The organism is Haemophilus sp. THUN1692, assembly GCF_059704395.1.
The window spans coordinates 853,930-877,356 of record NZ_AP046579.1 but is presented as its reverse complement, the minus strand read 5'-3'; the positions used below and the strand labels follow the sequence as shown (position 1 = coordinate 877,356).

The following is a 23,427-nucleotide window of genomic DNA, read 5'->3' as shown; positions in this document are numbered from 1 at the left end:
AGAAAAAGTTCCCCTCTTTTTAAAAGAGGGGAGTTAGTTAGAGAATTTATGCTTCTTGAGCATCTAAATAGCGTTCTGCATCCAAGGCTGCCATACAACCAGTTCCCGCAGAGGTAATGGCTTGGCGATAATTGTGATCCATTACATCGCCTGCTGCGAACACGCCTTCCACAGAAGTAGCTGTTGCATTTCCTTCAAGGCCTGATTTTACAACGATATAGCCATTATTCAGTTCTAATTGACCTTGGAAAATTTCCGTATTTGGCGAGTGACCAATCGCTACAAATAAACCATCTAATTTGAGATCTTCTTTCTCTCCAGTTTTAGTGTCGGCTAAACGTAATCCTGTTACGCCCATATTGTCACCCAACACTTCATCTAAAGTGCGGTCAGTATGCAGAACGATTTTTCCTTCTTCCACTTTTTTGTACAAACGGTCGATAAGGATTTTTTCCGCACGGAAGCTATCGCGACGGTGGATTAAATGCACTGTACTTGCGATATTGGCTAAGTAAAGCGCTTCTTCCACCGCAGTATTTCCACCACCAATCACACCGACAGGCTTATTACGATAAAAGAACCCATCACAGGTTGCGCAAGCAGAAACACCACGTCCTTTGTAGTTTTCTTCTGAAGGTAAGCCAATATAGCGTGCTGAGGCACCTGTTGCGATAATTAACGCATCACAAGTGAAATTTTGCACATCACCAAAAAGTTTGAATGGGCGAGAAGATAAATCTACGCGATTGATATGATCAAAGACGATTTCTGTTTCAAATTTTTCTGCATGTTGCAACATACGTTGCATTAAACCTGAACCAGTAGTCATCTCAAAATCACCCGGCCAGTTTTCGATTTCATCTGTGGTAGTAAGTTGGCCGCCTTGTTGCAAACCCGTCACCAATACTGGTTTTAAGTTTGCACGTGCCGCATAAATAGCAGCTGTATAACCAGCAGGACCTGAGCCTAAAATTAAAAGTTTTGCGTGTTTGATATCTGACATAAAGAATCCTTGTTTTTCGTAAAGAGAGAATTAATTGAATTTAAGTCTATTCTGGTAATTGCTATGTATGAAATTGTTCCATACACCTTATCAATTATAAACCTTTCGATTAATAGAGCAGTGAATAAAGCAATCGGCGAAACTTATTTGTTAACGGATCAGCATTGCCCATTGCACTTAAAATGGATAAAAATTGTTGTTTAACTTCACCATTCTGCGCGCCTAAGTCGGTTTTTAAAATACCGAAAAGTAGTGTCAGTGCTTCTTCATTTCGTCCAGCTTGATGAAGTTGTACGGCAAGTTTTATTGCAATTTCAGCTGTTGGGTTTTTAGCATAATCGGCCTGTAATTGTTGGATTTCAGGCGTATCTGCAGCTTGAATTTGTAGCTCAATTTGTGCTTGTAATCCGTGCCAACGGCTATCACGATCTTGCAATGGAATTTGTTTTAGAATTTCCTGTGCTGGCTCCGTTTTTTTCATTGCAATATAGGTTTCTGCATAGAGTAGGGCGACATCACTATTTTTCTTATCAGAAAGTTCCCATGCATCTTTCAATAATGGCAATGCTGCCTCATAATTTTCTACTTGCAAGAAATCTAACGCTTGCTGGAATTTTAAATCTTCTTCTTTTGGTAAAATAATACTTAATCGTTGGATTAATGACGCTTTATCAAGTGCGCCTGGAAATGCATCTAATGCCTGTGCTTCTTTAAATAAATAGGTAGTTGGCAATGCTTGGATGCGGAATTGTGCGGCAATCATTTGCTCTTTTTCACAATTTACTTTTCCAAGAATAAATTGTCCTTGATATTGTTCTGCAACTTGCTCAAGTATAGCCAAGAAATCTGATGATTCTTTATGCGTTGGCGCGTAAAAATTGATGACAAGTGGTTTTTCTAAGGATTGTTGCAGTATTTCAGTAAGATTTTGTTCGTTGATGTCAACGATAAAAGGAAAATCAGCCATGTTTTATCCTTGTGAAAAAATAATGGCTGATTTTAGCAAAGTGCGGAAGATTTTAGAAACGTTTTACCATTTCTATTATTAAGCAAGTTTTTCCAGGATCAATTTCCCCATCATTTCAATATGTGCATGCTCTACATTAAGTGCTGGAATATATTGATAAGATTGCCCGCCGTTGTTTAAGAAATTTTCTCGATTTTCTTTGTCAATTTCTTCAATGGTTTCTAAACAATCAACGGAGAAACCTGGGCAAATAACGGCAATTTTTTGAATGTTCTGTGTTGCAGCAGATTCTAAAAATTTATCGGTATAAGGCTGTAGCCATTCTTCACGTCCAAAGCGAGATTGAAACGTCATTCCCCATTGGTTTTCTGTTAAGCCCAGCTTATTAACAACTGCAATAGTCGTTTGTTTACAATGTTCACGATAATAATCGCCCATTTTTTCGTAACGCAAAGGAATACCGTGATAAGAAAATAGCAAAAACTCATCGGGTTTTAACCGCACTTTTATTGAATCAGCTAAAGCATTAATGTAATTCTCATCGATATGATAAGAATGGATGAAATCAAAAGGCACTAATCCTCGTTCTTCTTTAAGGGCGTTAGCGAAAGCATCAAATACTGCGCCCGTAGTTGAGCTAGAGTATTGCGGATAAAGTGGCAAAATAATAATTCGCTCAACTTGATTTTTGAGCAAATTTTTCACCGTACTTTGCATTGATGGATTGCCGTACGTCATGGCAATTTCTACTTGGATATCGATATTTTGCTTATCTAAATAGGCTTGTAATGCGTCTTTTTGTTGTCGTGAAATGGCAAGTAAAGGCGAGCCTTGTTCTGTCCAAATCGCTTGATAATTTTTAGCGATGCGTTTTGAACGCAATGGCAAAATAATCGCCTTGAGTAGTGGATACCATTTGCAACGCGGTAAATCGACCACGCGAGGATCCGTTAAAAATTGCCATAAATAACGGCTGATTGACTTCGGTGTCGGGCTATCTGGCGTGCCTAGATTGGCAAGTAATACGCCAATTTTTGCGGATTTTGTCATAAATTGATTACGGAAAGGGTTAATCTAGAAACACAACAAAGTTTATTCTCTTCTGTGCGGATGTCAATTTGCCAAACTTGGATATTTCTGCCTAAATTAAGTGGCGTGGCTCTCGCGGTTACTTTACCTGAACGAACTGGATGAAGATGATTGGCGTGAATATCTAATCCCACCGCAGTTTTGCCTTCTTCCAAACAAAGTGAACCAGCAAGAGAACCAATTGTTTCAGCTAAAGCAACCGAAATCCCTCCATGCAAGAAACCAAACGGCTGCATAGTACGATGATCCACTGGCATTGTCGCTTCAATCCAATCCTCGCCAAAAGCAGAAATTTCAATTCCAAGATGACTAACTGCACTGTTGGAGCAAAGTTGATTTAAGTTTTCAAGGGTAAAAATTTTTTTCCAGCGCATTTGATCTATTCCTGTTATTTATTCTCTCAACTCCATTTATTTATAGGAGAAACTGCCGAAGGCTGAGAGGGGAATGTTCAATTTCAACCTAAATTGTTTTAGGTACATTATCTATTTTTTAATATTTCATCATTCCAAAATTTTATTTCGAATATCCCTATATCCCCCTTCTGCCCTTTGGGCATCTCCCCCCGCAAGCAGGGGAAGGCAAGTTATCATTATTTATTTTAGAGCTTCTAATCTTGGCTCCACCCATTTATGGGGGGAGCTGCCGAAGGCTGAGGGGGGATGAATGTTCAATTTCAACATAAATTGTTTCAAGCACATTATCTATGTTTTTTAGTACTTCATCATTCCAAAAGCGAATAACTTTATAGCCTTGTGCTGTTAAGAATTTTGTTCTTTCTAAATCATATTGTTCTTGTTCTACGTGCTGAATGCCATCTAATTCAATAACAAGTTTTAATTTTCTACTGCAAAAATCCACAATGTAATGACCAATAATAACCTGTCTATTAAAACGGATACCACAAAAGAGTTTATTCCTTAAATGATACCATAGTGCATACTCTGCATCTGTCATATTACGTCTTAATTCTGTAGCATATTGGGCTAATCGTTGATTTTTATTTCGCATATCCCTATATCCCCCTTCCGCCCTTCGGGCACCTTCCCCCGCAAGCAGGGGAAGGCAAGTTATCATTATTTATTTTAAAACCTCAAGTAACGCCTGCACAGGATGCTTTAACACCACATTTTCATAACGTTTTACCTGACTGCGACAAGAATAACCAGTTGCTAAACAAAAGTGCGGATCTTTTCCATGCAGTTTTTTATGCCACGATACATCGTAGATTTCTCGGCTCATTTTTTGATTTTGAACTTCATGTCCAAATACACCAGCCATACCGCAACATCCTACTTTTTCTACATTCAGTTGTTGTCCAAAACTTCCAAAAATTTCTTTCCATTCTTTTGGACTGTTTGGCATAAAGGTAGATTCCGTACAATGCGGGAATAAATACCAATCGGAAGTGCGGTCAGTTTTGGCGATGTTTTTCAGTTTATCTTGTAACGCCGTATTTTGTAATCTTTGTTTTAACCATTCGTGTGCGGTGAGAACGTAAAAATCGCCACGTTTTTCTTGTAGAGCTTCCTTGTATTCATCTCGATAAGACAGCACGATGGCTGGATCAACGCCTACAAGTGGAATGCCTAATTTTGCCATTCGATTTAAAAACTCTGCTTGGTTTTGTGCTGTTTTGCTAAAGCGTTTTAAGAAGCCTTTAATGTGCATTGCTTTGCCGTTTGGTTTAAATGGCAACAGAATTGGTGTGAAGTCTAATTTCTGCGTAAGTATAACAAAATCGCGTACCACTTTCGCATCATAGTAAGAGGTATAAGGATCTTGCACAATAAATAAAATATTGGTTTTTTCTACCGCACTTAGGTCTTCCAATTCTTCTAAGGATTTGCCTTGATAATGAATTTCCACCAGCTGTTGTTGCAAATTGGGTTCAGAAAGCAAGGGCAAATCGGTCATGCCTAGTGTTTTTTCCACTAATGTTTGCGTGACTTTTAGCTTGGTAAAATAATTAAATAATTTTGCCTGTTTCGCCATATAAGGCGCAGCGATTTCTAAATTTGCCACAACGTGATCTTTTGTTGGTCGTAAGTAGCGGCTATGATAAAAATGAAAGAATTTCGCACGGAAACTTGGCACATCAATTTTAATCGGGCATTGGCTCGCACAGGCTTTACAAGCAAGGCAAGTATCCATCGCAGCTTTCACTTCGTGAGAAAAATCATAGTCGCCTCGCCATTTTTGAATCGTATTGCTTAGTCTTTTTACAAGTGCGGTTAGTTTTATTTCTGTTTTACGGAAGTCTAATTGTGCGGGAGAAACATTTTCATTCGCCATTAATCTCAGCCATTCTCGAACCATGGCTGCACGACCTTTCGGTGAAAATACACGGTTTTTACTTACTTTCATCGATGGGCACATAATGCTGTGTTCATCAAAATTAAAACATAACCCGTTTCCATTGCAGTTCATCGCACCCTTAAATTCATCGCGTATTTGGATAGGAATTTGGCGATCGTTATCAGCCCGCATCGGCGAAAGAATAGAATAAAGTTCCTCTTTGGAATCCAAAGGCGTACAGATTTTGCCGGGATTTAAGCGATTGTTTGGATCGAATAAGGTTTTGATATAACGAAGTTCGTGCCAGAGTTCTGGCGTAAAGAATTTTTCGCCGTAATGGGAACGCACGCCTTTTCCATGTTCTCCCCAGAGTAATCCACCATATTTAATCGTAAGTTCTGCTACTGCATCTGAAATTTGTTTAAATAATTTCACTTGTTCTTTATCGCATAAATCAAGCGCTGGGCGAACGTGCAACACGCCCGCATCCACGTGACCAAACATGCCATATTGTAAATTGTGTTTGTTTAATAAAGCACGAAATTCGCTGATGTAATCCGCAAGATTTTCTGGGGGGACACAAGTATCTTCTACAAAAGGAATTGGTTTGGCTGCGCCTTTTGCATTACCAAGTAAGCCCACGGCTTTTTTTCGCATTGCATAAATACGCTCAATAGAAGGTAAATCCGAGCAAATTTGGTAGCCAATAATGTGATCTAGGTTGTGTTCGATTTTTTCATCAAGTGAGCGACAAAGTGCGGTGACTTGGCGGTCTATTTTTTCTTTATTATTACCAGCAAATTCCACAATATTTAAACCAAGAATTGGATCTTCTTCATCTTCTGTAAGAAGTTCATTCACCGAGTGCCAAATAATATCTTGTTTGGCGAGGTTTAAGACTTTGGAATCAACGGTTTCCACAGAAAGCGCATTGGTTTTCACCATAAAAGGGGCATTGCGTAATGCCGCATCAAAGGAACGATATTTAATATTGATGAGCGTGCGATACTGAGGAATTGGCAGTAGATTGATTTTGGCTTCACAAATAAATGCGAGAGAACCTTCAGAACCAGTGAGGATTCTGGTGAGATTAAATTCACTTTCATCTTCATTGAATACATTTTTCAGATCATATCCCGTTAAAAAACGGTTAAGTTGTGGCAGATCTTTAATGATAGCTGCTCTTTTTTCTTTACAGCGTTGCGCAATGGTTTGATGGAGTCTTTTGCTACTATCACTTAATTCAAGCGCATCGATGTTTTCTAAAACATCAACAGAATTGACCGAACTTGTATCTAAAATCTCACCGTTCATTAATACTGCGCGTAATGCCAAAACGTGATTAGAGGTTTTACCGTATTGCAATGAACCTTGCCCAGAGGCATCGGTATTAATCATTCCACCTAAAGTCGCTCGATTGCTGGTGGATAACTCTGGGGCAAAGAACAAACCATATGGTTTTAAAAATTGATTAAGTTGATCTTTTACTACGCCTGCTTGTACTCGAACCCAACGTTCTTTTACATTGAGCTCTAAAATAGCAGTCATATGGCGAGAAAGATCCACTATTATATTGTTATTGATGGATTGTCCATTTGTGCCAGTACCTCCACCGCGAGTCGTAAAGCTGAGTGATTGATATTTTGGTACATTTGCCAATTTTGTTATACGTACTATATCAGCTACAGTTTTCGGAAAAAGAATCCCTTGGGGAAGCTGTTGGTAAACGCTGTTATCCGTAGCAAGACTTAATCTATCCGAATAATTTGTCGCAATATCCCCCTCAAAATGTTGGCGTTGAAGATCATCAAGATAATCAAGTACATATTGTTCAATTTGAGGAATGCGATTTAGACTATGGCAACATAGTATTTAACTCATTTAAAGGCATAAATAGCTGGATGCTCTCGATAATATCTTAAGGTGCGAATAATGTCGAATTAGATTTTAAGCGTTTTTAAGAAGTGTTTTATGGAGTAAATGAGTCAAGAAAAGCGTATTTTTGAGTAAAAAACGAACAAAAAGTTCAAAAGAATTTGATCTTTTCGATTTTTATAGGATAATAAGCGCACTTTTGAACGTTCCTTTGGCGTAAACAAAGGAATTGAATTTGTCAAAAGGTAAAAAGTAGGGCAAATTCAAAACCCTAGTTAAGCGACTGTTTAGAATGTAACTTTAATTAAAAGTTCAGTATAAACAAGGACACTTTTTATTACTATTCGATGGCTAAATAGAGGACATCAAAATGAAAAAAACTGCAATCACATTAGTAGTTGCTGGTTTAGCAGCAGCTTCAATAGCTCAAGCAGCTCCACAAGAAAACACTTTCTATGCAGGTGTTAAAGCTGGTCAAGCATCTTTCCACGATGGTATTAGCAAAAACAGTTTTATTGCTGACATATTAGGTCTTGATAATTATGGTTATAACCGTAATTCTTTCACTTATGGTGTATTTGGTGGTTACCAAATCTTAAATCGTGATAACTTAGGTTTAGCGGTTGAATTAGGTTACGATGATTTCGGTCGTGTTAAATTCAAAGAACCTAGTCCTGGTAAAACATCAATAAAACATACTAACCACGGTGCTCACTTAAGCTTTAAAGGTAGCTACGAAGTGTTAAATGGTTTAGATGTTTACGGTAAAGCAGGTGTTGCTTTAGTTCGTTCTGACTATAAATTCTACGATGCAAATGGTGCTCGCAAACGTGCAAATAGTCGTCACAGCTTACGTACCTCTGGCTTATTTGCAGTCGGTGCAGAATACGCAGTATTACCAGAGTTAGCAGTTCGTTTAGAATACCAATGGTTAACTCGCGTAGGTAAATTGCGTACTCAAGAAACTCACAACAGCTCTGTAGATTACAACCCATGGATTGGTTCTATCAACGCTGGCGTTTCTTACCGTTTCGGCCAAGGTGCAGCGCCAGTTGTTGCAGCACCTGAAGTTGTAAGCAAAACTTTCAACTTAAACTCTGATGTGAATTTCGCATTCGGTAAAGCAAACTTAAAACCACAAGCTCAAGCAGCTTTAGATGGTATCTACGGTGAAATCGCACAAGTTAACAGCGCTAAAGTAGCTGTTGCTGGTTATACTGACCGTATCGGTTCTGATGCGTTCAACGTTAAACTTTCTCAACAACGTGCTGAGACTGTAGCTAACTACTTCGTAGCTAAAGGTGTTTCTGCAGATGCAATCTCTGCAACTGGTTACGGTAAAGCAAATCCAGTGACTGGCGCAACTTGTGACCAAGTTAAAGGTCGTAAAGCGCTTATCGCATGTCTTGCTCCAGACCGTCGTGTAGAAATCGCAGTTAACGGTACTAAATAATTTTAGTGTTCGTTTAACGAAAGATTAAATACAGCAAAAGGCTTAAACTTCGGTTTAGGCCTTTTGTCTTATATGAATCTAAAACCAAGCATTTCAATCAAGTTTTAACTTATGATAGAATGCGGTCCTCATTTATTTATAGGGAACATTATGGAAACCTTAGACAAAATCAAAAAGCAAATTAGTGAAAATCCAATTCTTATTTATATGAAAGGTTCACCAAAATTACCATCCTGTGGCTTTTCTGCTCGTGCATCTGAAGCATTGATGAATTGTAAAGTACCTTTTGGTTATGTAGATATTTTGCAACATCCAGATATTCGTGCTGAATTACCAGCATATGCAAACTGGCCAACTTTTCCGCAATTATGGGTAGAGGGAGAATTAATTGGTGGTTGTGATATCATTTTAGAGATGTATCAATCTGGTGAATTACAAACTTTATTATCTGAAGTTGCAGCAAAACACGCTTAAGATATGAGAAAAATGAAACCCGCTTATAGCGGGTTTTTTATACAAATAAATTTATTTTTTATTGAACACATAGTCTAGGCAAGTTTTAATACCTTAGAAAGTGCGGTAAAAAATCGATCATTTTCCTCAGGTAAACCAATACTTATGCGCAAATGATTCGGCATGCCATACCCAGCAATTGGTCGAACAATTACGCCTTCATATAATAATGCATCATAAATTGGGGCTGCAGGTTGTTTGAAATCAATCGTTATAAAATTTCCTTTGGAAGGAATATATTCTAATTGATGACGTTGACAAAAGTCTTCATAACGTCTCATTTCTACTCGATTATTTTCAGCTACTTTCTCAACAAATTCATCGTCATTCATTACGGCAACTGCAGCGGCTAATGCTAAAGAATTACAGTTAAATGGTTGTCGAACTCGATTTAATAAATCTGCGATTTCAGGATTAGATACCGCATAACCAATGCGTAAGCCCGCTAAGCCATAGGCTTTAGAAAGAGTGCGTGAAATAATTAAATTTGAATATTTTTTTAATAAACGGAAGGAGTTCACTCGTTCTTCAGATCTGGTAAATTCAGTGTAGGCTTCATCTAATATCACGACTACATTTGGGGGAACTTCTGCTAAAAAATCTTCAATTTCTTGTGACGTTAAAAAATTGCCCGTTGGATTATTGGGATTAGCAATGTAAATGAGCTTTGTTTTATCAGAAAGTGCGGTCAAAAATCCTTGTAAATCATGCCCCCAATTTTTAGCCGGAATTTCTTTTGCAACTGCATTTATCGCTTTAGTTACTAAAGGATAAACAATAAAGGCATATTGTGAATAAATGATTTCATCGCCTTCGGTTGCGAAAGTGTGAGCAAAAAGTTCTAATAAATCATTTGAGCCATTTCCGAGCGTAATTTGATTTGGTTGAATGTCAAATTTCTTTGCGATAGTCTGTTTTAGTTCAAAGCCATTCGCATCAGGATAACGAGTCAGTTTATCTAATTGTTCGAAAATTGCTTTTTTTGCACTTTCTGGAAAACCAAATGGGTTTTCGTTTGAGGCCAGTTTAACGATATTGGTAATACCAAGTTCGCGTTCTAATTCTTCAATGGGTTTGCCAGCTTGGTAAGGTGATAAGGATTTTACGCCACGATTGGCAATGTTGATGTATTGCATAGTGTTATTTGAAAATATTGATGTGGATTAGGATTTATTTTCAAGTAAATTGGGGCGTAGTAAATACGCCCATTGAAAATATTCTTTAACTATTGAGGAAGATTTTCAGCTTCAAATTTTTTCATAAATGAAATGAGTGCCTCAACGCCTTCTTGTGTCATTGCATTGTAAATAGACGCACGCATTCCACCTAAAACCTTGTGACCTTTCAAGGCTTGCAAGCCCGCAGCAGTAGACTCTGCGACAAATTTTGCATCTAATTCAGGATTGCCTGTGATGAAAGTGACATTCATTGTTGAGCGGTTTTTTTTTGCTACAACATTGTGGTAAAGTTTGCTCGAATCAATATAATCATAAAGCGTTTGTGCTTTTAGCGCATTACGTTTTGCGATCACGGCTAAGCCACCCATCTCTTTAAGATGTTTAAATACGAGGGAACATAAATACCAAGCAAATGTTGGCGGTGTATTGATCATTGAGTCTGCATCACGTTGAGTCGCATAATTCCAAATAGATGGGGTTTCTTTACGCGCATGACCGATCAAATCATCACGAATAATGACTAATGTAATGCCTGCAGGGCCAAGATTTTTTTGAGCACCTGCATAAATTACCCCAAATTTACTGATATCGATTTGGCGTGAAAGAATATTTGAAGACATATCAGCGACCAATACGGCATTTCCCACATTTGGTACATCAAAAATCTCTACTCCACTGATAGTTTCATTTGGGCAATAATGAACGTAGTCATATTGCTCAGCGATATGGCTAAAATCAAGATCGGTAATTCGTGTCTGCTCGCCATTTTCTACAATAGTGATTTCATCAATTTCTGTGAAATTTCTCGCTTCTTTTGCTGCAGTCGCTGACCAATGCCCACTATTTAAATAAAGGGCTTTGCCTTTTTTACCGATTAAGTTCATAGGAATCGCTGCAAATTGACCGCGAGCACCACCTTGTAAGAAAAGTACGCGATAGTTATCAGGAATACTGTAAACCTCACGTAGATCTTTTTCTGCTTGAGCAATAAGTTCCATGAAATATTTACCGCGATGGCTCACCTCCATCACGGATACGCCTTGATTGAGCCAGTTTGTCAGTTCACCTTGTGCTTTTTGTAGCACTTCTGGAAAAATCATCGCTGGGCCAGCGCTAAAATTAAAGACTTGTGACATTGTGTTTCCTTATTTTTGTAGATAGTTGAATCTGTTTTATCACTAGAAAAGCAGAGAATCAAACGCTTTTTCGGTAAATAAAAAATTTTTTTGAGCTGACTCACAAAATTTACTTTCAGCTTTTGACGAATTACCAAAAAGAGGCTACATTACCGCTATCAATTTTCTTACTAAAAGAGAGTCATTATGGAAACTGTAAACAAGCAATCTTTCCAAGAAGTGTTGGAATACGTGCGTATGTATCGTTCGAAAAACAAAATTAAGCGCGACATGGAAGACAATAATCGTAAAATCCGTGACAATCAAAAACGCGTATTATTGTTAGATAACTTAAATCAATACATTCGTGATGATATGACCATTGAAGAGGTGCGTGGAATTATTGAAAGTATGCGCGATGACTATGAAGGTCGTGTCGATGATTATACGATTCGCAATGCAGAGCTTTCTACGCAATGTCGTGAGATTAGTGCGAAAATGAAAAGTCAGAAAAAAGCGCATGCGGAATTGTTGAAAAATTCTGAAAAATAATTGTAATAAAATAGCCGCCTGAATTAGTCGGCTTATTTTTATAAGCTATTCATTGCATTAATGATTTTAATTTCATCAAAATTGACAATATCTTCTTGGAATATTGTGCATTCTTGAATTTTCCCTTCTTGTAATAATATTTCTCGTTGTGTGCCTAAAAGCAATGGAGTATCAGGTGTGTACCATTTTTTCTCTTGGCGGAAAATTAAATTACCAATGGAACAATCTGTCACTTTTCCATTTTTGATAATAATAATTTCATCACAAGCACCACGTTGAGCAAACAATGTATTAATTAAACTGCGATCAGAATATTTCAAGCCATATTCGATATCATCACAAATTACAGGTTGAAAAGTGCGGTAAATTTTTCGATGGTATTCAAAATATTGAATTTGTGTAGTTTCGGCATTGTAATCAATGCGGCAGCGAACTAATCGATTTTGTAAGGGAACAGGAAGCTGAATGAGTGAAAAAAGATTAAAAATTTTCACCGCACTTTTGCCATAATATTCACGCAAACTACGTTCATATCGCGCTTGGTGTAAATCGATATTTTGAATTTTCCCGTTTTCAATACAAAGGGTTTCAAATAGAGGATACATTAATCAGCACCTTCAATCGGTAAATAGACTTTTTCTAACAATTCTTCATATTCATCTTGCACATTGCTATGAATGGTAATTCCCCCTCCACTATGAAAATAAAATTTTTCATCTACTTGAGAAATAAATCGAATTGCCACCGCACTTTGTAGTGTTTTACCATCAAATATGCCAAAAATTCCTGTGTAATGACCGCGTTTTTGTTTTTCTGCTTGTTGAATAATTTGCATGGTTTTTTCTTTTGGGGCGCCACTTATGGAACCAGCAGGCAAGAGTTTCGCTAAAATATCCCCAATTTGATTTTGCCAGTTTTCATTCAATTTTCCGCAAATTTCAGAACTGGTTTGTAGTATTTCGCCTTTCTGGGTTTTGATGCGATCGATATAACGAAATTTTTTCACTTGAATGTGTTCTGCCACCATGGATAAATCATTACGCATTAAATCAACAATTGTGTGATGCTCGCGTTGTTCTTTTTCATTTGTGAGTAACTGATTTTCTGCATCGGGCAGAGACGCATTAATTGTCCCTTTCATGGGATAGGTAAAAATATTGTTGTCACGAATATTGACAAAACATTCAGGCGAAAAGCAAACAAATTGATCTTGTAACCACAATTTATAAGGCGCATTGGTTTGATAAAAAATCTGTTCAAGTGACAGATTACCTGAAATTTCAGTGGGGTAGGTGAGATTTAATAAATAAGAATTGCCTTTTTGCAATTCACTTTGAACAAGTTCAAAACCTTGTTGATAACGCGAGAAGGGCATTGGATGTTTGGTAAAATTAAGAGGGAGAGGTTGTGGGAAAATTGTGCTATTTCTTTTCCCTAAAATATCAAAATAAATGCCTTGTTGTGCAGAATTTTCGAGAGGACAAATCAAGGGTTTTTCTTTTTCAAAATCAATAAGAAAGAAAAATGGCGTGCGTTGTTTGCCATAATGATTAGCCTGTTTAATAAAATGTTGCATTGTGCTTTATGTTATTTTGCGTAAAATTGCACGATTATAACGAATACCGAGCGGTTATGAAATTACTCATCATTAATAATCACGATTCTTTTACTTTTAACTTGGTGGATTTAATTCGAAAATTAAATGTGCCTTATGACGTTTTAAACGTGGAAGATTTGAAAGAAAATACAGCGGAGAACTATAGTCATATATTGATTTCGCCAGGACCCGATGTGCCACGCGCTTATCCACAACTTTTTTCCATGTTGGAAAAATATTATCAGCAGAGATCTATTTTAGGTGTGTGTTTAGGGCATCAAACCTTATGTGAATTTTTTGGCGGTACATTGTATAACTTAGAGAAAGTTCGTCACGGGCAGAAAAGAACATTAAAAGTGCGGTCAAATTCCCCATTGTTTTTTGATCTTCCAACTGAATTTAATATCGGTTTATACCATTCTTGGGCAGTACAGGAAGAAGATTTTCCTCATAGCCTAGAAATTACCGCACTTTGTGATGAAGATGTAGTGATGGCTATGCAGCATAAATCTTTACCAATTTATAGTGTCCAGTTTCATCCAGAATCTTATATGTCAGACTTTGGAGAGCAAATTTTGCGTAATTGGTTGACTATTCCTACGACGATTAATCAATAATAGCGCTTGCTTATTAAGCAAAAATACGTATTATAGCCGTCTATACGTCAATACATCTAAATTTAAAAGAAAAAGAGAGAAAATATGTCTAGCTATTTATTTACATCTGAATCTGTATCTGAAGGGCATCCAGATAAAATTGCCGATCAAATTTCTGATGCAGTACTTGATGAAATCCTAAAACAAGATCCAAAAGCACGTGTAGCTTGTGAGACTTATGTAAAAACTGGTATGGCATTGGTGGGCGGTGAAATTACAACATCAGCATGGGTCGATATTGAGAATTTAACGCGTAAAGTGATTTGTGATATTGGTTATGAACATTCTGAAATGGGGTTTGATGGTCATTCTTGTGCGGTGCTTAATGCGATTGGTAAACAATCTGCAGATATTAATCAAGGCGTTGATCGTGAAAATCCATTAGATCAAGGCGCAGGCGACCAAGGTATTATGTTTGGTTATGCTACCAATGAAACGGATGTATTAATGCCAGCGGCTATTACTTATGCACATCGTTTAATGGAAAAACAAGCTGAAGTGCGTAAAAGCGGTAAATTAGCATGGTTACGCCCAGATGCAAAAAGCCAAGTAACGTTAAAATATGAAGATAATAAAATTATTGGTGTGGATGCGGTTGTGCTTTCTACTCAACATTCTGAAGAAGTTAGCCAAAAAGATTTACATGAAGGTGTGATGGAAGAAATTATCAAACCTGTATTACCAAGCGAATGGCTTTCTAAAGAAACAAAATTCTTCATTAACCCGACTGGCCGTTTTGTTATTGGTGGACCTATGGGGGATTGTGGTTTAACTGGTCGTAAAATTATCGTAGATACTTACGGTGGTGCCGCTCGTCACGGTGGTGGCGCATTCTCAGGAAAAGATCCATCTAAAGTTGACCGTTCAGCAGCTTATGCTGCACGTTATGTCGCAAAAAATATTGTTGCAGCTGGTTTGGCAGACCGTTGTGAAATCCAACTTTCTTATGCAATTGGTGTGGCTGATCCAACATCTATTATGGTCGAAACCTTTGGAACTGGAAAAGTTGCGAATGAATTATTAGTGTCATTAGTTCGTGAATTCTTTGATTTACGTCCTTATGGCTTGATTAAAATGTTAGATTTAATTCAACCAATCTATCGTGAAACGGCAGCTTATGGTCATTTCGGTCGTGAGCAATTCCCTTGGGAAAAAGTGGATCGTGCAGCAGAATTACGTGTTGCAGCAGGATTAAAATAATCTTATTTTTTAATTTAGTAAATTATATAAAAGCCGCTTATCTAGCGGTTTTTTCTTTTCAATCATGACATCAATAGAGCAAATTCCATTTCGTCATTTAAAAATGCAAGTGCAACGTAAATTGAATCAATCTTTGCAGCTTGCTGAGGCTTATTTTAAGCGAAAATTTACAATGCCTGAGGTAAATTATGAGTTGCGTGGAATAAAAGCAGGCGTGGCTTACCTACAAAAAAATGAAATAAAATTTAACCGCACTTTGTTATTAGAAAATTCGGATGAATTTATTCGACAAGTCGTGCCACATGAGCTTGCGCATTTGATTGTGTATCAAATGTTTGGTCGTGTAAAACCTCATGGGAAAGAGTGGCAGCTTGTAATGAATGAAATTTTTAAGCTTCCTGCGGATACTTGCCATCAATTTGATATAAAAAATGTGCAGGGTAAAACCTTTGAATATCGTTGTGCGTGCCAACCACATTTTCTAAGTATTCGCCGACATAATAGAATAGTAAGAGAAAAGATTGAATATTTATGTAGAAAATGTAAGGGAAAATTAGTTTTTGTCGATGAAACAGAATAATTTTTGTGATATATTTTCCCAGTTTATTCAATAAATAAAGGAGTTATCCAATGAAAAAATCTTTATTAGCAGTTATTGTTGGTGCATTTGCCTTTGCTTCTGTTGCAAATGCGAATATCTATGCTGAAGGCGATATCGGTTTATCTCAAACTAAAGCAAACGGTAGTAATAATACTCGAATTGAACCTCGTGTAGCGGTTGGTTATAAATTAGGAAATACGCGTGTTGCGGGTGATTATACTCATCATGGAAAAGTTGATGGTGCGACAATTCACGGTTTAGGTGCATCAGTATTATATGATTTTGATACAAATTCTAAAGTTGAACCTTATGTAGGTGCTCGTGTTGCAGCTAACCAATTCAAATATGATAATAGAGCTAACCAAGTATATAAAAGTTCTTCTGAAACTAAAATTGGCTATGGTGTTGTAGCGGGTGCTAAATATAAATTAGATGGTAACTGGTATGCAAATGGCGGTGTTGAATACAATCGTCTAGGTAGTTTTGATAATACCAAAGTTAATAACTATGGTGCGAAAGTTGGTGTGGGTTACGGATTCTAATTTTTACAATACGTAAAATCCTTTTATTAAACACTTTAATTTAACGGTGATCGTCTAAGGCGATCACCGTTATTCGTTTTAGGGCGGAGTAGAAAATAGTTGACCAAAAGTGCGGTTAAAAATTCTCGAGAAATCTTATTTTTCAATAGTTGTTTGAGAAAACTATCACATTAAAATATAAAAAATCCCAACCTAGGTTGGGATTTAAAAATGACTAAAGATTTTACCGCACTTTATGCTTTTCTTACTTCAAAACGTTCAAATGCCAACACTTTTTTCTCTAATTTACGTAGCAATAAAGTTGCAATACCCGTAATAATTAAATAGATACCGCCCGTAATGCCGTAAATTGTCAGTGCATCATATTCTGTGCCATAAAGTTGGCGAGCGTAACCCATAATATCCATAATCGTAATAGTAGATGCTAATGCCGTGCCTTTAAATACCAAAATGATTTCGTTACTGTAAGACGGCAATGCACGTTTTAAGGCATAAGGAATTAAAACTTTTAAAGTTTGTATGCGGTTTAGTCCTAATGCGACACAACTTTCCCATTGTCCTTTTGGAATAGCTTTCACAGCACCATGAAATAATTGGGTAGAGTAGGCTGCACTGTTTAGCGCTAAAGCTAATGCAGCACAGAACCAGGCATTGGATAAGACATACCATAATGGGCTGTCAATAATCCATTGGAATTGGCCTGGTCCTGCATAAATTAAAAAGAACTGTACTAACAGTGGCGTACCAGTGAATAAAGTAAGGTATAAATTAACCGCTATTTTTACCCATTTGTTTTCCATTGAAAGCAAAAAGGTGAGAAATAATGCCAAACAGAAGGCAATCAGCAACGATACGACTGTCAGCAACAAACTCGTTGGAATCCCTTGTGCGATCACGCTTAAATATTCTTGAAACATTATTTCACACCCCTTTCAAAACGAGTAAAACGTAGCTCTAATTTTCGAATACCAACTTGGCTAATTAATGTTACCGCTAAATAAATTAACGCAGCAATACTGTACCAAGTAAAAGGCTGATGAGTGTTGGTATTAATCAGATCCGCTTGGCGCATTAAATCATCTACGCCAATTAATGAAACCAATGCCGTATCTTTTAGTAATACAAGCCATTGATTGCTTAAACCCGGTAAAGCGTGACGCCATACTTGTGGCATAACAATGTGAATAAAGGTATAGCTTTTGCTTAACCCTAGGGCTGCACCTGATTCCCATTGACCTTTCGGGATAGCTTGAATTGCACCACGTAATGTTTGTGAAGCATAAGCTGCAAAAATAAGAGAAAGTGCAAATACACCGCAGCCAAATGCCTCAAATTCAATGTATTCTCCTGTTAGCATTTCTACTAATTCAGTAGAACCAAAATACACGAGTAAGACAACGAGAATTTCAGGTAAGCCACGCAACAAGGCAATGAGTACTGCCGTTGGTTTACCAACAAAACGATTTGCTTCAAGTACGGCAAAAATTAGGCTTAAAAATAATCCTAGGATTAATGAACAGACCGCAAGCCCTAAAGTCATTAGGGCTGCGGTAAGCATCAAAGAAAGAAAATCATAACTCATAGATTATTTTGTCATCCATTTATCATAGATTTTTTGGTATTCACCATTTGCTTTAATTGCAGCTAAACCTTTGTTTAATTGCTCTGCTAATTCTTTATTTGATTTATGCATCGCAATGCCTAAACCATTACCAAAATATTTTTTATTTGCTACTTTTTCGCCAATAAATTGCATTTCTGGTTCTTTGCTAATCATATCTGCAAGTACTGCGGTATCACCAAAAATCATATCAATTCTACCGCTCTTTAAGTCTAAAATTGCGCTTTGTAAACTTGCATAGGATTTTGGACTATATTGCTTGGTTTCCGCTACGGTATATTGTTGGAATGTGGTGCCATTTTGAACACCTACATTTTTTGCACTTTTTAATGTCGCTTTGCCTTTAAGAGCAACATAGCTTGCTGTGCTGTCGTAATACGCATCAGAGAATAAAACCTGTTTTGCACGAGCATCAGTAATATCAATAGCGGAAATTGAAGCATCAAAACGTTTTGCTTTTAAATTTGGAATTAACGCATCAAAGGCTTCCCCTTTGAATTTACAGGTTGCTTGAATTTCTTGACAAATTGCATTCGCCACATCAACATCAAACCCGATAATTTCGCCTTGTTCATTTGTGGTTTCAAATGGTGGATAGCTAGGTTCCATCGCAAAAGTAAGCTCTTGTGCGCTTGCAGCAATAGATGATCCCAATAAAATGGTAGTTAATAATGTTTTTTTCATCGTAAGCTCCTTATTTTCTAGTGAGAAAGATAGTGTTTAAATTGTTCCGTTTTTGGATTTTCAAAGCAATCTGCCGAGCCCATTTCGACGATTTTACCTTGTTCCATATAGACGACTTTTGTCGCCACTTTTTGCGCCACATTGACTTCGTGGGTTACAATCACTTGCGTAATGCCAGTTTCTTGTAATTCTTTAATAATATCTACAACTTGCGCCGTAATTTCTGGATCTAATGCAGCCGTTGGTTCATCAAATAACAGAACTTGTGGTTTCATCATCAGTGCGCGGGCTATTGCAACACGTTGTTGCTGACCGCCTGATAAATGTAATGGAAAGCGATCGGCAAGTTGTTCTAAACGTAAACGTTTTAACAATTCCATTGCATCGGCTTTAGCTTCATTTTCACTCACACCACGTACTTTCATTGGTGCTTCAATTAAGTTTTCAATTACCGTTAAGTGCGGCCAAAGATGATATTGTTGAAACACCATTCCTACATCTTGACGTAGTTGTCTGATTGCTTTGGGATTTGCCATTGCGTTAGATAAATTAAATTCATTGTTTGCAATGCTTAATTCGCCAGATTTTGGCACTTCTAACAAATTTAATGTACGAATTAATGTACTTTTGCCTGCGCCACTTGGACCCAGCAACACAACGGTATCGCCTTCTTCTGCTTCAAGGTTAATATCAAATAACGCTTGTGATGAACCGTAAAAGAAATTGAGATTTTTAACACGAATAGCCATTTTTCTTCTCTATGCTTTATAAGATGAAAAAATATTACATTTTTATGCATAATTATGCAAGTGCAATTAATAAAAAATCCCAAAAAATTTTGGGATTTTAAAAACTCGCTTGAAATCAACCGCACTTTAGGCTTGTTTTGCCATTTCAAACTCAATTAACATCATTAAAATATGAATAACTTTGATATGGATTTCTTGAATACGATCTGCATAACTGAAATGGGGTACGCGAATTTCAACATCTGCTAATCCTGCCATTTTTCCGCCATCTTTGCCTGTCATTGCAATGACTTTCATGCCTTTTGCTTTTGCCGCTTCAATGGCGTTTAAAATGTTTTTTGAATTGCCAGAGGTTGATAAACCGAATAACACGTCACCTTTTTGACCTACTGCTTCAACATAGCGTGAAAAGACATATTCATAGCCAAAGTCATTACTTACACAGCTTAAATGACTTACATCTGAAATTGCAATGGCAGGGTAGCCAGGACGATTTTCACGATAACGACCTGTTAATTCTTCTGCAAAATGCATCGCATCACAGTGCGAACCGCCATTACCACAAGAAAGCACTTTGCCTCCTTGTTTGAAGCTGTTGGAAATTAATAATGCTGCTTCTTGAATTAATTTAATGTTATTTTCGTCAGAAATAAATTTGTTTAATACATCTTGTGCTTCCACAAGTTCCGCTTTTATTTGCTCTAAATACATTGATTGCTCCTTATTGGGAATAAAATCGCGATGGCATTGTATAGCAGATAAACATTCTTCGCTAGCGTAAATAAAAATTCATCTTTTTCCGATGAAGTAATGATTTTTTGCGATTTAGATCGTAATAATGAATTTACGTGCTTTGGGATTATTCCTGATAAACGTATTCTGAGAAAAATGACCAGCACTTAAATTTACAAAAACGTCATGAAATTTTACTGCACTTTGTTACTTTTCTTCGTGAGCTCTTTCGCTTTGGCTAACACAGATTTAATGCTTCTTCATACCTACGATAATCAATCAATAGAAGGTTGGGTGATGTCTGAAAAGTTAGATGGTGTACGCGGTTATTGGGATGGAAAGCAATTATTAACTCGACAAGGGCAACGTTTATCACCGCCAGCCTATTTCACTAAGGATTTTCCGCCTTTTGCGATTGATGGTGAATTATTTAGTGAGCGAAATCATTTTGAGGAAATTTCATCAATCACAAAATCTTTTAAAGGCGATAGTTGGGAAAAACTGAAATTGTATGTTTTTGATGTGCCTGATGCAGAAGGCAATTTATTTGATCGTTTGGCTAAATTGAAAGCGTATTTACTTGAACATTCTACGACTTATATTGAAATTATTGAACAAATTCCAGTAAGAGATAAAGCGCATTTATATGAGTTTCTTAATCAAATCGAATCTTTGAAGGGGGAAGGCGTCGTTGTTCGAGATCCTCATGCACCTTATGAACGAAAACGTACCCATCGGATTTTAAAATTGAAAACAACTCAAGATGAAGAATGTACGGTTATTGCATACCATAAAAGCAAAGGACAATTTGAAAATGTGATGGGCGCTTTAACTTGTAAAAATCATCGGGGAGAATTTAAAATCGGTTCGGGTTTTAATTTAAACGAACGAGAAAATCCCCCTCCGATAGGATCCTTGATTACTTATAAATATCGAGGCCTTACGAATAGTGGAAAACCTCGATTTGCAACCTATTGGCGAGAGAAAAAATGAACCTATTTGTAAATCTGACAAAATGAATTTAATCAATATGGAAACAAGCGATTAATTTTCCATCAGTATGTTGTTCCAAGTGTGGTTGATTTTCACGACATTTTTCTGTCGCTTTCCAACAACGAGGATTAAATGCACAGCCTTTTGGCGGATTAATCGGGCTTGGTAATTCGCCTGTCAGCTTAATACGCTCACGGCGCAAGTTTGGTGACAAACGTGGTGTTGCTGAAAGTAACGCTTTGGTATAAGGATGTTGAGGATTAGAGAAGATTTGCTCTGTTGTCCCTTTTTCGACACAACGACCTAGATACATCACCATCACTTCATCGGCGATATGCTCTACCACAGAAAGATCGTGTGAAATGAACACGTAAGACAAGCCTAATTCATCTTGTAAATCCATCATTAAATTCAGTACTTGCGCACGCACGGAAACATCCAATGCAGAAACAGGCTCATCGGCAACGACAACATCAGGATCTAACATTAAACCACGAGCGATGGCAATACGCTGGCGTTGTCCGCCTGAGAACATGTGAGGATAACGATCATAAAATTCAGCGCGTAATCCTACTTTTTCCATCATTGATAAGACTTTTTCTCGACGTTCTTTGGCAGAAAGTTTTGTATTGATGATCAATGGTTCTTCCAAAATTGAACCAATTTTTTTGCGTGGATTTAATGACGCATAAGGATTTTGGAAAACAATTTGAATTTTTTTACGACGCAGCGCCTTTGTTTCAGGAGCATTTTCTAAAAAATTGTGCCCTTTGTAATACAATTTGCCTTCCGTTGGTTGTTCAATCATGGTTAGCAAACGCCCTAGCGTTGATTTTCCACAACCTGATTCCCCCACGACAGCTAAAGTTTTACCTCGTTCAAGCTGAAAAGAGACACCATCTAACGCTTTTACTTGCTGTGGTTTTGCAAATAAGCCTTTTTTTACAGGGTAATATTTTTTTAAGCCAATCGCATTTAATAATGGCGCATTTTCTTTTACTTCATTCGTCATTATTAAGCTCCTTGATATTCAACGGGATTGCCTTGCTCGTTCAGCGGAGTATGGCATTTTACTTTACGCGAACCGATATGATGCAATTGAGGTTCGACTTGTCGACAGTATTCGGTTGCATAAGGGCAGCGAGGATTTAATAAGCAGCCTGTTGGGCGATCGTATTTTCCAGGTACTACACCTTGTAATGACGCTAAGCGAGATTTTCCTTCTGCAAATTCAGGTAATGAACGTAACAAGGCCTGAGTGTAAGGATGTTTTGGCTCGCGGAAAATATCTTTTGCAGTGCCTTCTTCAACGATTTGTCCTGCATACATTACGATAATTCGATCTGTAGCTTCAGAAACAAGCGCAAGATCATGGGTAATCAAAATCAGCGACATGCATTCTTTTTTCTGCAATTCGAGTAAGAGTTCCATAATTTGTGCTTGAATAGTGACATCTAGCGCAGTAGTTGGCTCGTCAGCAATCAATAATTTAGGTTTACAAGCAATTGCCATCGCAATCATCACACGCTGACTCATTCCGCCAGAAAGCTGATGAGGATAAACATCAATTCGAGATTCAGGATCTGGGATACCGACCAATCTTAAAAGCTCTAAAGTGCGGTCTTTTCTTGCCTTTTTTGTACCGCCTTCATGAGTTTTTAACGCCTCCATAATTTGGAAACCGACGGTATAAGCAGGATTCAAGCTTGTCATCGGATCTTGGAAAATCATCGCAACATCAGCACCAATAAGCTGGCGTTTAGCTTTACTCTCTAAAGTGAGTAAATTGGTATTTTCAAATTGCAAGGATTCTGCCGATACACGTCCTGGATGATCAATTAGCCCCATAATTGCGAGAGAACTCACAGATTTCCCTGACCCCGATTCTCCCACAATGCCAAGCACTTCGCCTTGTGCGACTTGATAGCTGATGCGATCCACTGCTTTAAATAGCGTATTTTTATCGCCAAAGTGAACAGAAAGTTCTTTTACGTCTAATAATGCCATTC

General features: G+C 37.4%; 25 protein-coding genes. 8 read left to right on the top strand and 17 right to left on the bottom strand.

The window, feature by feature from the left end:
- Positions 1–46: 46 nt before the first annotated feature.
- The 6 genes from trxB to ydiJ all read right to left on the bottom strand — a co-directional run bounded on the left by trxB (position 47) and on the right by ydiJ (position 7,229).
- Positions 47–1,003, bottom strand: coding sequence for a thioredoxin-disulfide reductase (gene trxB, locus AC6H0A_RS04205; RefSeq protein WP_005643612.1), 957 nt, complete (start codon positions 1,001–1,003; stop codon positions 47–49).
- Positions 1,004–1,112: 109 nt separating this feature from the next.
- On the bottom strand, positions 1,113–1,970 hold the full coding sequence (locus AC6H0A_RS04200; RefSeq protein WP_005643614.1) for a co-chaperone YbbN: 858 nt from the start codon (positions 1,968–1,970) through the stop codon (positions 1,113–1,115).
- A 78-nt stretch (positions 1,971–2,048) separates the two neighbouring features.
- A complete protein-coding gene (gene hemH / locus AC6H0A_RS04195; protein ID WP_044233304.1) occupies positions 2,049–3,020 on the bottom strand; it encodes a ferrochelatase in 972 nt (323 codons plus the stop codon).
- Positions 3,017–3,433 (bottom strand): hotdog fold thioesterase, encoded by a 417-nt coding sequence (locus tag AC6H0A_RS04190; RefSeq protein WP_005643617.1) that lies wholly within the window; start codon positions 3,431–3,433, stop codon positions 3,017–3,019. Before AC6H0A_RS04190 ends, hemH begins: the two co-directional genes overlap by 4 nt.
- Positions 3,434–3,689: 256 nt before the next feature.
- On the bottom strand, positions 3,690–4,070 hold the full coding sequence (locus tag AC6H0A_RS04185) for an endonuclease domain-containing protein (RefSeq protein ID WP_005643619.1): 381 nt from the start codon (positions 4,068–4,070) through the stop codon (positions 3,690–3,692).
- A 69-nt stretch (positions 4,071–4,139) separates the two neighbouring features.
- Complete coding sequence (ydiJ, locus tag AC6H0A_RS04180) at positions 4,140–7,229, bottom strand: D-2-hydroxyglutarate dehydrogenase YdiJ (protein ID WP_179230823.1); 3,090 nt, start codon at positions 7,227–7,229, stop codon at positions 4,140–4,142.
- Between the two features lie 373 nt (positions 7,230–7,602).
- Between ydiJ and ompA the strand changes: the two genes are divergently transcribed.
- Together ompA and grxD are read left to right on the top strand one after the other, a co-directional pair.
- On the top strand, positions 7,603–8,685 hold the full coding sequence (gene ompA / locus AC6H0A_RS04175) for a porin OmpA (protein ID WP_179230815.1): 1,083 nt from the start codon (positions 7,603–7,605) through the stop codon (positions 8,683–8,685).
- Between the two features lie 150 nt (positions 8,686–8,835).
- Positions 8,836–9,159, top strand: coding sequence for a Grx4 family monothiol glutaredoxin (gene grxD, locus AC6H0A_RS04170; RefSeq protein WP_005643625.1), 324 nt, complete (start codon positions 8,836–8,838; stop codon positions 9,157–9,159).
- A gap of 74 nt (positions 9,160–9,233) precedes the next feature.
- Here grxD and hisC read toward each other — a convergent pair whose 3' ends face one another.
- Complete coding sequence (hisC, locus tag AC6H0A_RS04165; protein WP_005643627.1) at positions 9,234–10,334, bottom strand: histidinol-phosphate transaminase; 1,101 nt, start codon at positions 10,332–10,334, stop codon at positions 9,234–9,236.
- Positions 10,335–10,423: 89 nt separating this feature from the next.
- Complete coding sequence (gene serC, locus AC6H0A_RS04160; RefSeq protein ID WP_070047076.1) at positions 10,424–11,512, bottom strand: 3-phosphoserine/phosphohydroxythreonine transaminase; 1,089 nt, start codon at positions 11,510–11,512, stop codon at positions 10,424–10,426.
- A gap of 186 nt (positions 11,513–11,698) precedes the next feature.
- On the opposite strand from serC, the gene AC6H0A_RS04155 reads away from it, so the two are divergent.
- Entirely contained in the window at positions 11,699–12,043 is a 345-nt protein-coding gene (locus AC6H0A_RS04155) for a DUF496 family protein (RefSeq protein WP_005643629.1), read from the top strand.
- A 38-nt stretch (positions 12,044–12,081) separates the two neighbouring features.
- Here AC6H0A_RS04155 and AC6H0A_RS04150 read toward each other — a convergent pair whose 3' ends face one another.
- The gene (locus tag AC6H0A_RS04150) at positions 12,082–12,648 is read right to left on the bottom strand and encodes an aminotransferase class IV family protein (protein WP_005643630.1); all 567 of its coding nucleotides are present in this window, start codon (positions 12,646–12,648) and stop codon (positions 12,082–12,084) included.
- On the bottom strand, positions 12,648–13,619 hold the full coding sequence (locus tag AC6H0A_RS04145; RefSeq protein WP_005643631.1) for an aminodeoxychorismate synthase component I: 972 nt from the start codon (positions 13,617–13,619) through the stop codon (positions 12,648–12,650). Before AC6H0A_RS04145 ends, AC6H0A_RS04150 begins: the two co-directional genes overlap by 1 nt.
- A 56-nt stretch (positions 13,620–13,675) precedes the next feature.
- Here AC6H0A_RS04145 and AC6H0A_RS04140 point away from each other — a divergent pair, with 56 nt between their 5' ends.
- The 4 genes from AC6H0A_RS04140 to AC6H0A_RS04125 all read left to right on the top strand — a co-directional run bounded on the left by AC6H0A_RS04140 (position 13,676) and on the right by AC6H0A_RS04125 (position 16,639).
- The gene (locus tag AC6H0A_RS04140) at positions 13,676–14,257 is read left to right on the top strand and encodes an anthranilate synthase component II (protein ID WP_044233305.1); all 582 of its coding nucleotides are present in this window, start codon (positions 13,676–13,678) and stop codon (positions 14,255–14,257) included.
- An 84-nt stretch (positions 14,258–14,341) separates the two neighbouring features.
- A complete protein-coding gene (gene metK / locus AC6H0A_RS04135) occupies positions 14,342–15,496 on the top strand; it encodes a methionine adenosyltransferase (protein WP_005643633.1) in 1,155 nt (384 codons plus the stop codon).
- Between the two features lie 64 nt (positions 15,497–15,560).
- Entirely contained in the window at positions 15,561–16,076 is a 516-nt protein-coding gene (locus tag AC6H0A_RS04130; RefSeq protein WP_005643635.1) for a SprT family zinc-dependent metalloprotease, read from the top strand.
- A 50-nt stretch (positions 16,077–16,126) separates the two neighbouring features.
- Complete coding sequence (locus AC6H0A_RS04125) at positions 16,127–16,639, top strand: opacity family porin (RefSeq protein WP_005643636.1); 513 nt, start codon at positions 16,127–16,129, stop codon at positions 16,637–16,639.
- A 233-nt stretch (positions 16,640–16,872) separates the two neighbouring features.
- On the opposite strand, the gene artM is transcribed toward AC6H0A_RS04125, so the two are convergent.
- The 5 genes from artM to lpcA all read right to left on the bottom strand — a co-directional run bounded on the left by artM (position 16,873) and on the right by lpcA (position 20,404).
- The gene (gene artM, locus AC6H0A_RS04120) at positions 16,873–17,556 is read right to left on the bottom strand and encodes an arginine ABC transporter permease ArtM (protein ID WP_005643637.1); all 684 of its coding nucleotides are present in this window, start codon (positions 17,554–17,556) and stop codon (positions 16,873–16,875) included.
- Positions 17,556–18,221 carry an arginine ABC transporter permease ArtQ gene (artQ, locus tag AC6H0A_RS04115; RefSeq protein WP_179230814.1) on the bottom strand — a complete coding sequence of 222 codons (666 nt, stop codon included), beginning with the start codon at positions 18,219–18,221 and terminating at the stop codon, positions 17,556–17,558. The genes artM and artQ overlap by 1 nt, the downstream gene beginning before the upstream one ends.
- A 3-nt stretch (positions 18,222–18,224) precedes the next feature.
- Positions 18,225–18,944 carry a lysine/arginine/ornithine ABC transporter substrate-binding protein gene (locus AC6H0A_RS04110; protein ID WP_005643640.1) on the bottom strand — a complete coding sequence of 240 codons (720 nt, stop codon included), beginning with the start codon at positions 18,942–18,944 and terminating at the stop codon, positions 18,225–18,227.
- A gap of 17 nt (positions 18,945–18,961) precedes the next feature.
- Positions 18,962–19,693 (bottom strand): arginine ABC transporter ATP-binding protein ArtP, encoded by a 732-nt coding sequence (artP, locus tag AC6H0A_RS04105; RefSeq protein WP_179230813.1) that lies wholly within the window; start codon positions 19,691–19,693, stop codon positions 18,962–18,964.
- A gap of 126 nt (positions 19,694–19,819) precedes the next feature.
- Complete coding sequence (gene lpcA, locus AC6H0A_RS04100) at positions 19,820–20,404, bottom strand: D-sedoheptulose 7-phosphate isomerase (RefSeq protein WP_005643645.1); 585 nt, start codon at positions 20,402–20,404, stop codon at positions 19,820–19,822.
- A 207-nt stretch (positions 20,405–20,611) separates the two neighbouring features.
- On the opposite strand from lpcA, the gene AC6H0A_RS04095 reads away from it, so the two are divergent.
- Positions 20,612–21,418 (top strand): DNA ligase, encoded by an 807-nt coding sequence (locus AC6H0A_RS04095; RefSeq protein WP_497512477.1) that lies wholly within the window; start codon positions 20,612–20,614, stop codon positions 21,416–21,418.
- A gap of 28 nt (positions 21,419–21,446) precedes the next feature.
- Here AC6H0A_RS04095 and AC6H0A_RS04090 read toward each other — a convergent pair whose 3' ends face one another.
- On the bottom strand, positions 21,447–22,430 hold the full coding sequence (locus AC6H0A_RS04090; RefSeq protein ID WP_005643649.1) for a peptide ABC transporter ATP-binding protein: 984 nt from the start codon (positions 22,428–22,430) through the stop codon (positions 21,447–21,449).
- A gap of 2 nt (positions 22,431–22,432) precedes the next feature.
- Positions 22,433–23,425, bottom strand: coding sequence for a dipeptide ABC transporter ATP-binding protein (dppD, locus tag AC6H0A_RS04085; RefSeq protein WP_179230812.1), 993 nt, complete (start codon positions 23,423–23,425; stop codon positions 22,433–22,435).
- Positions 23,426–23,427 lie beyond the last annotated feature (2 nt).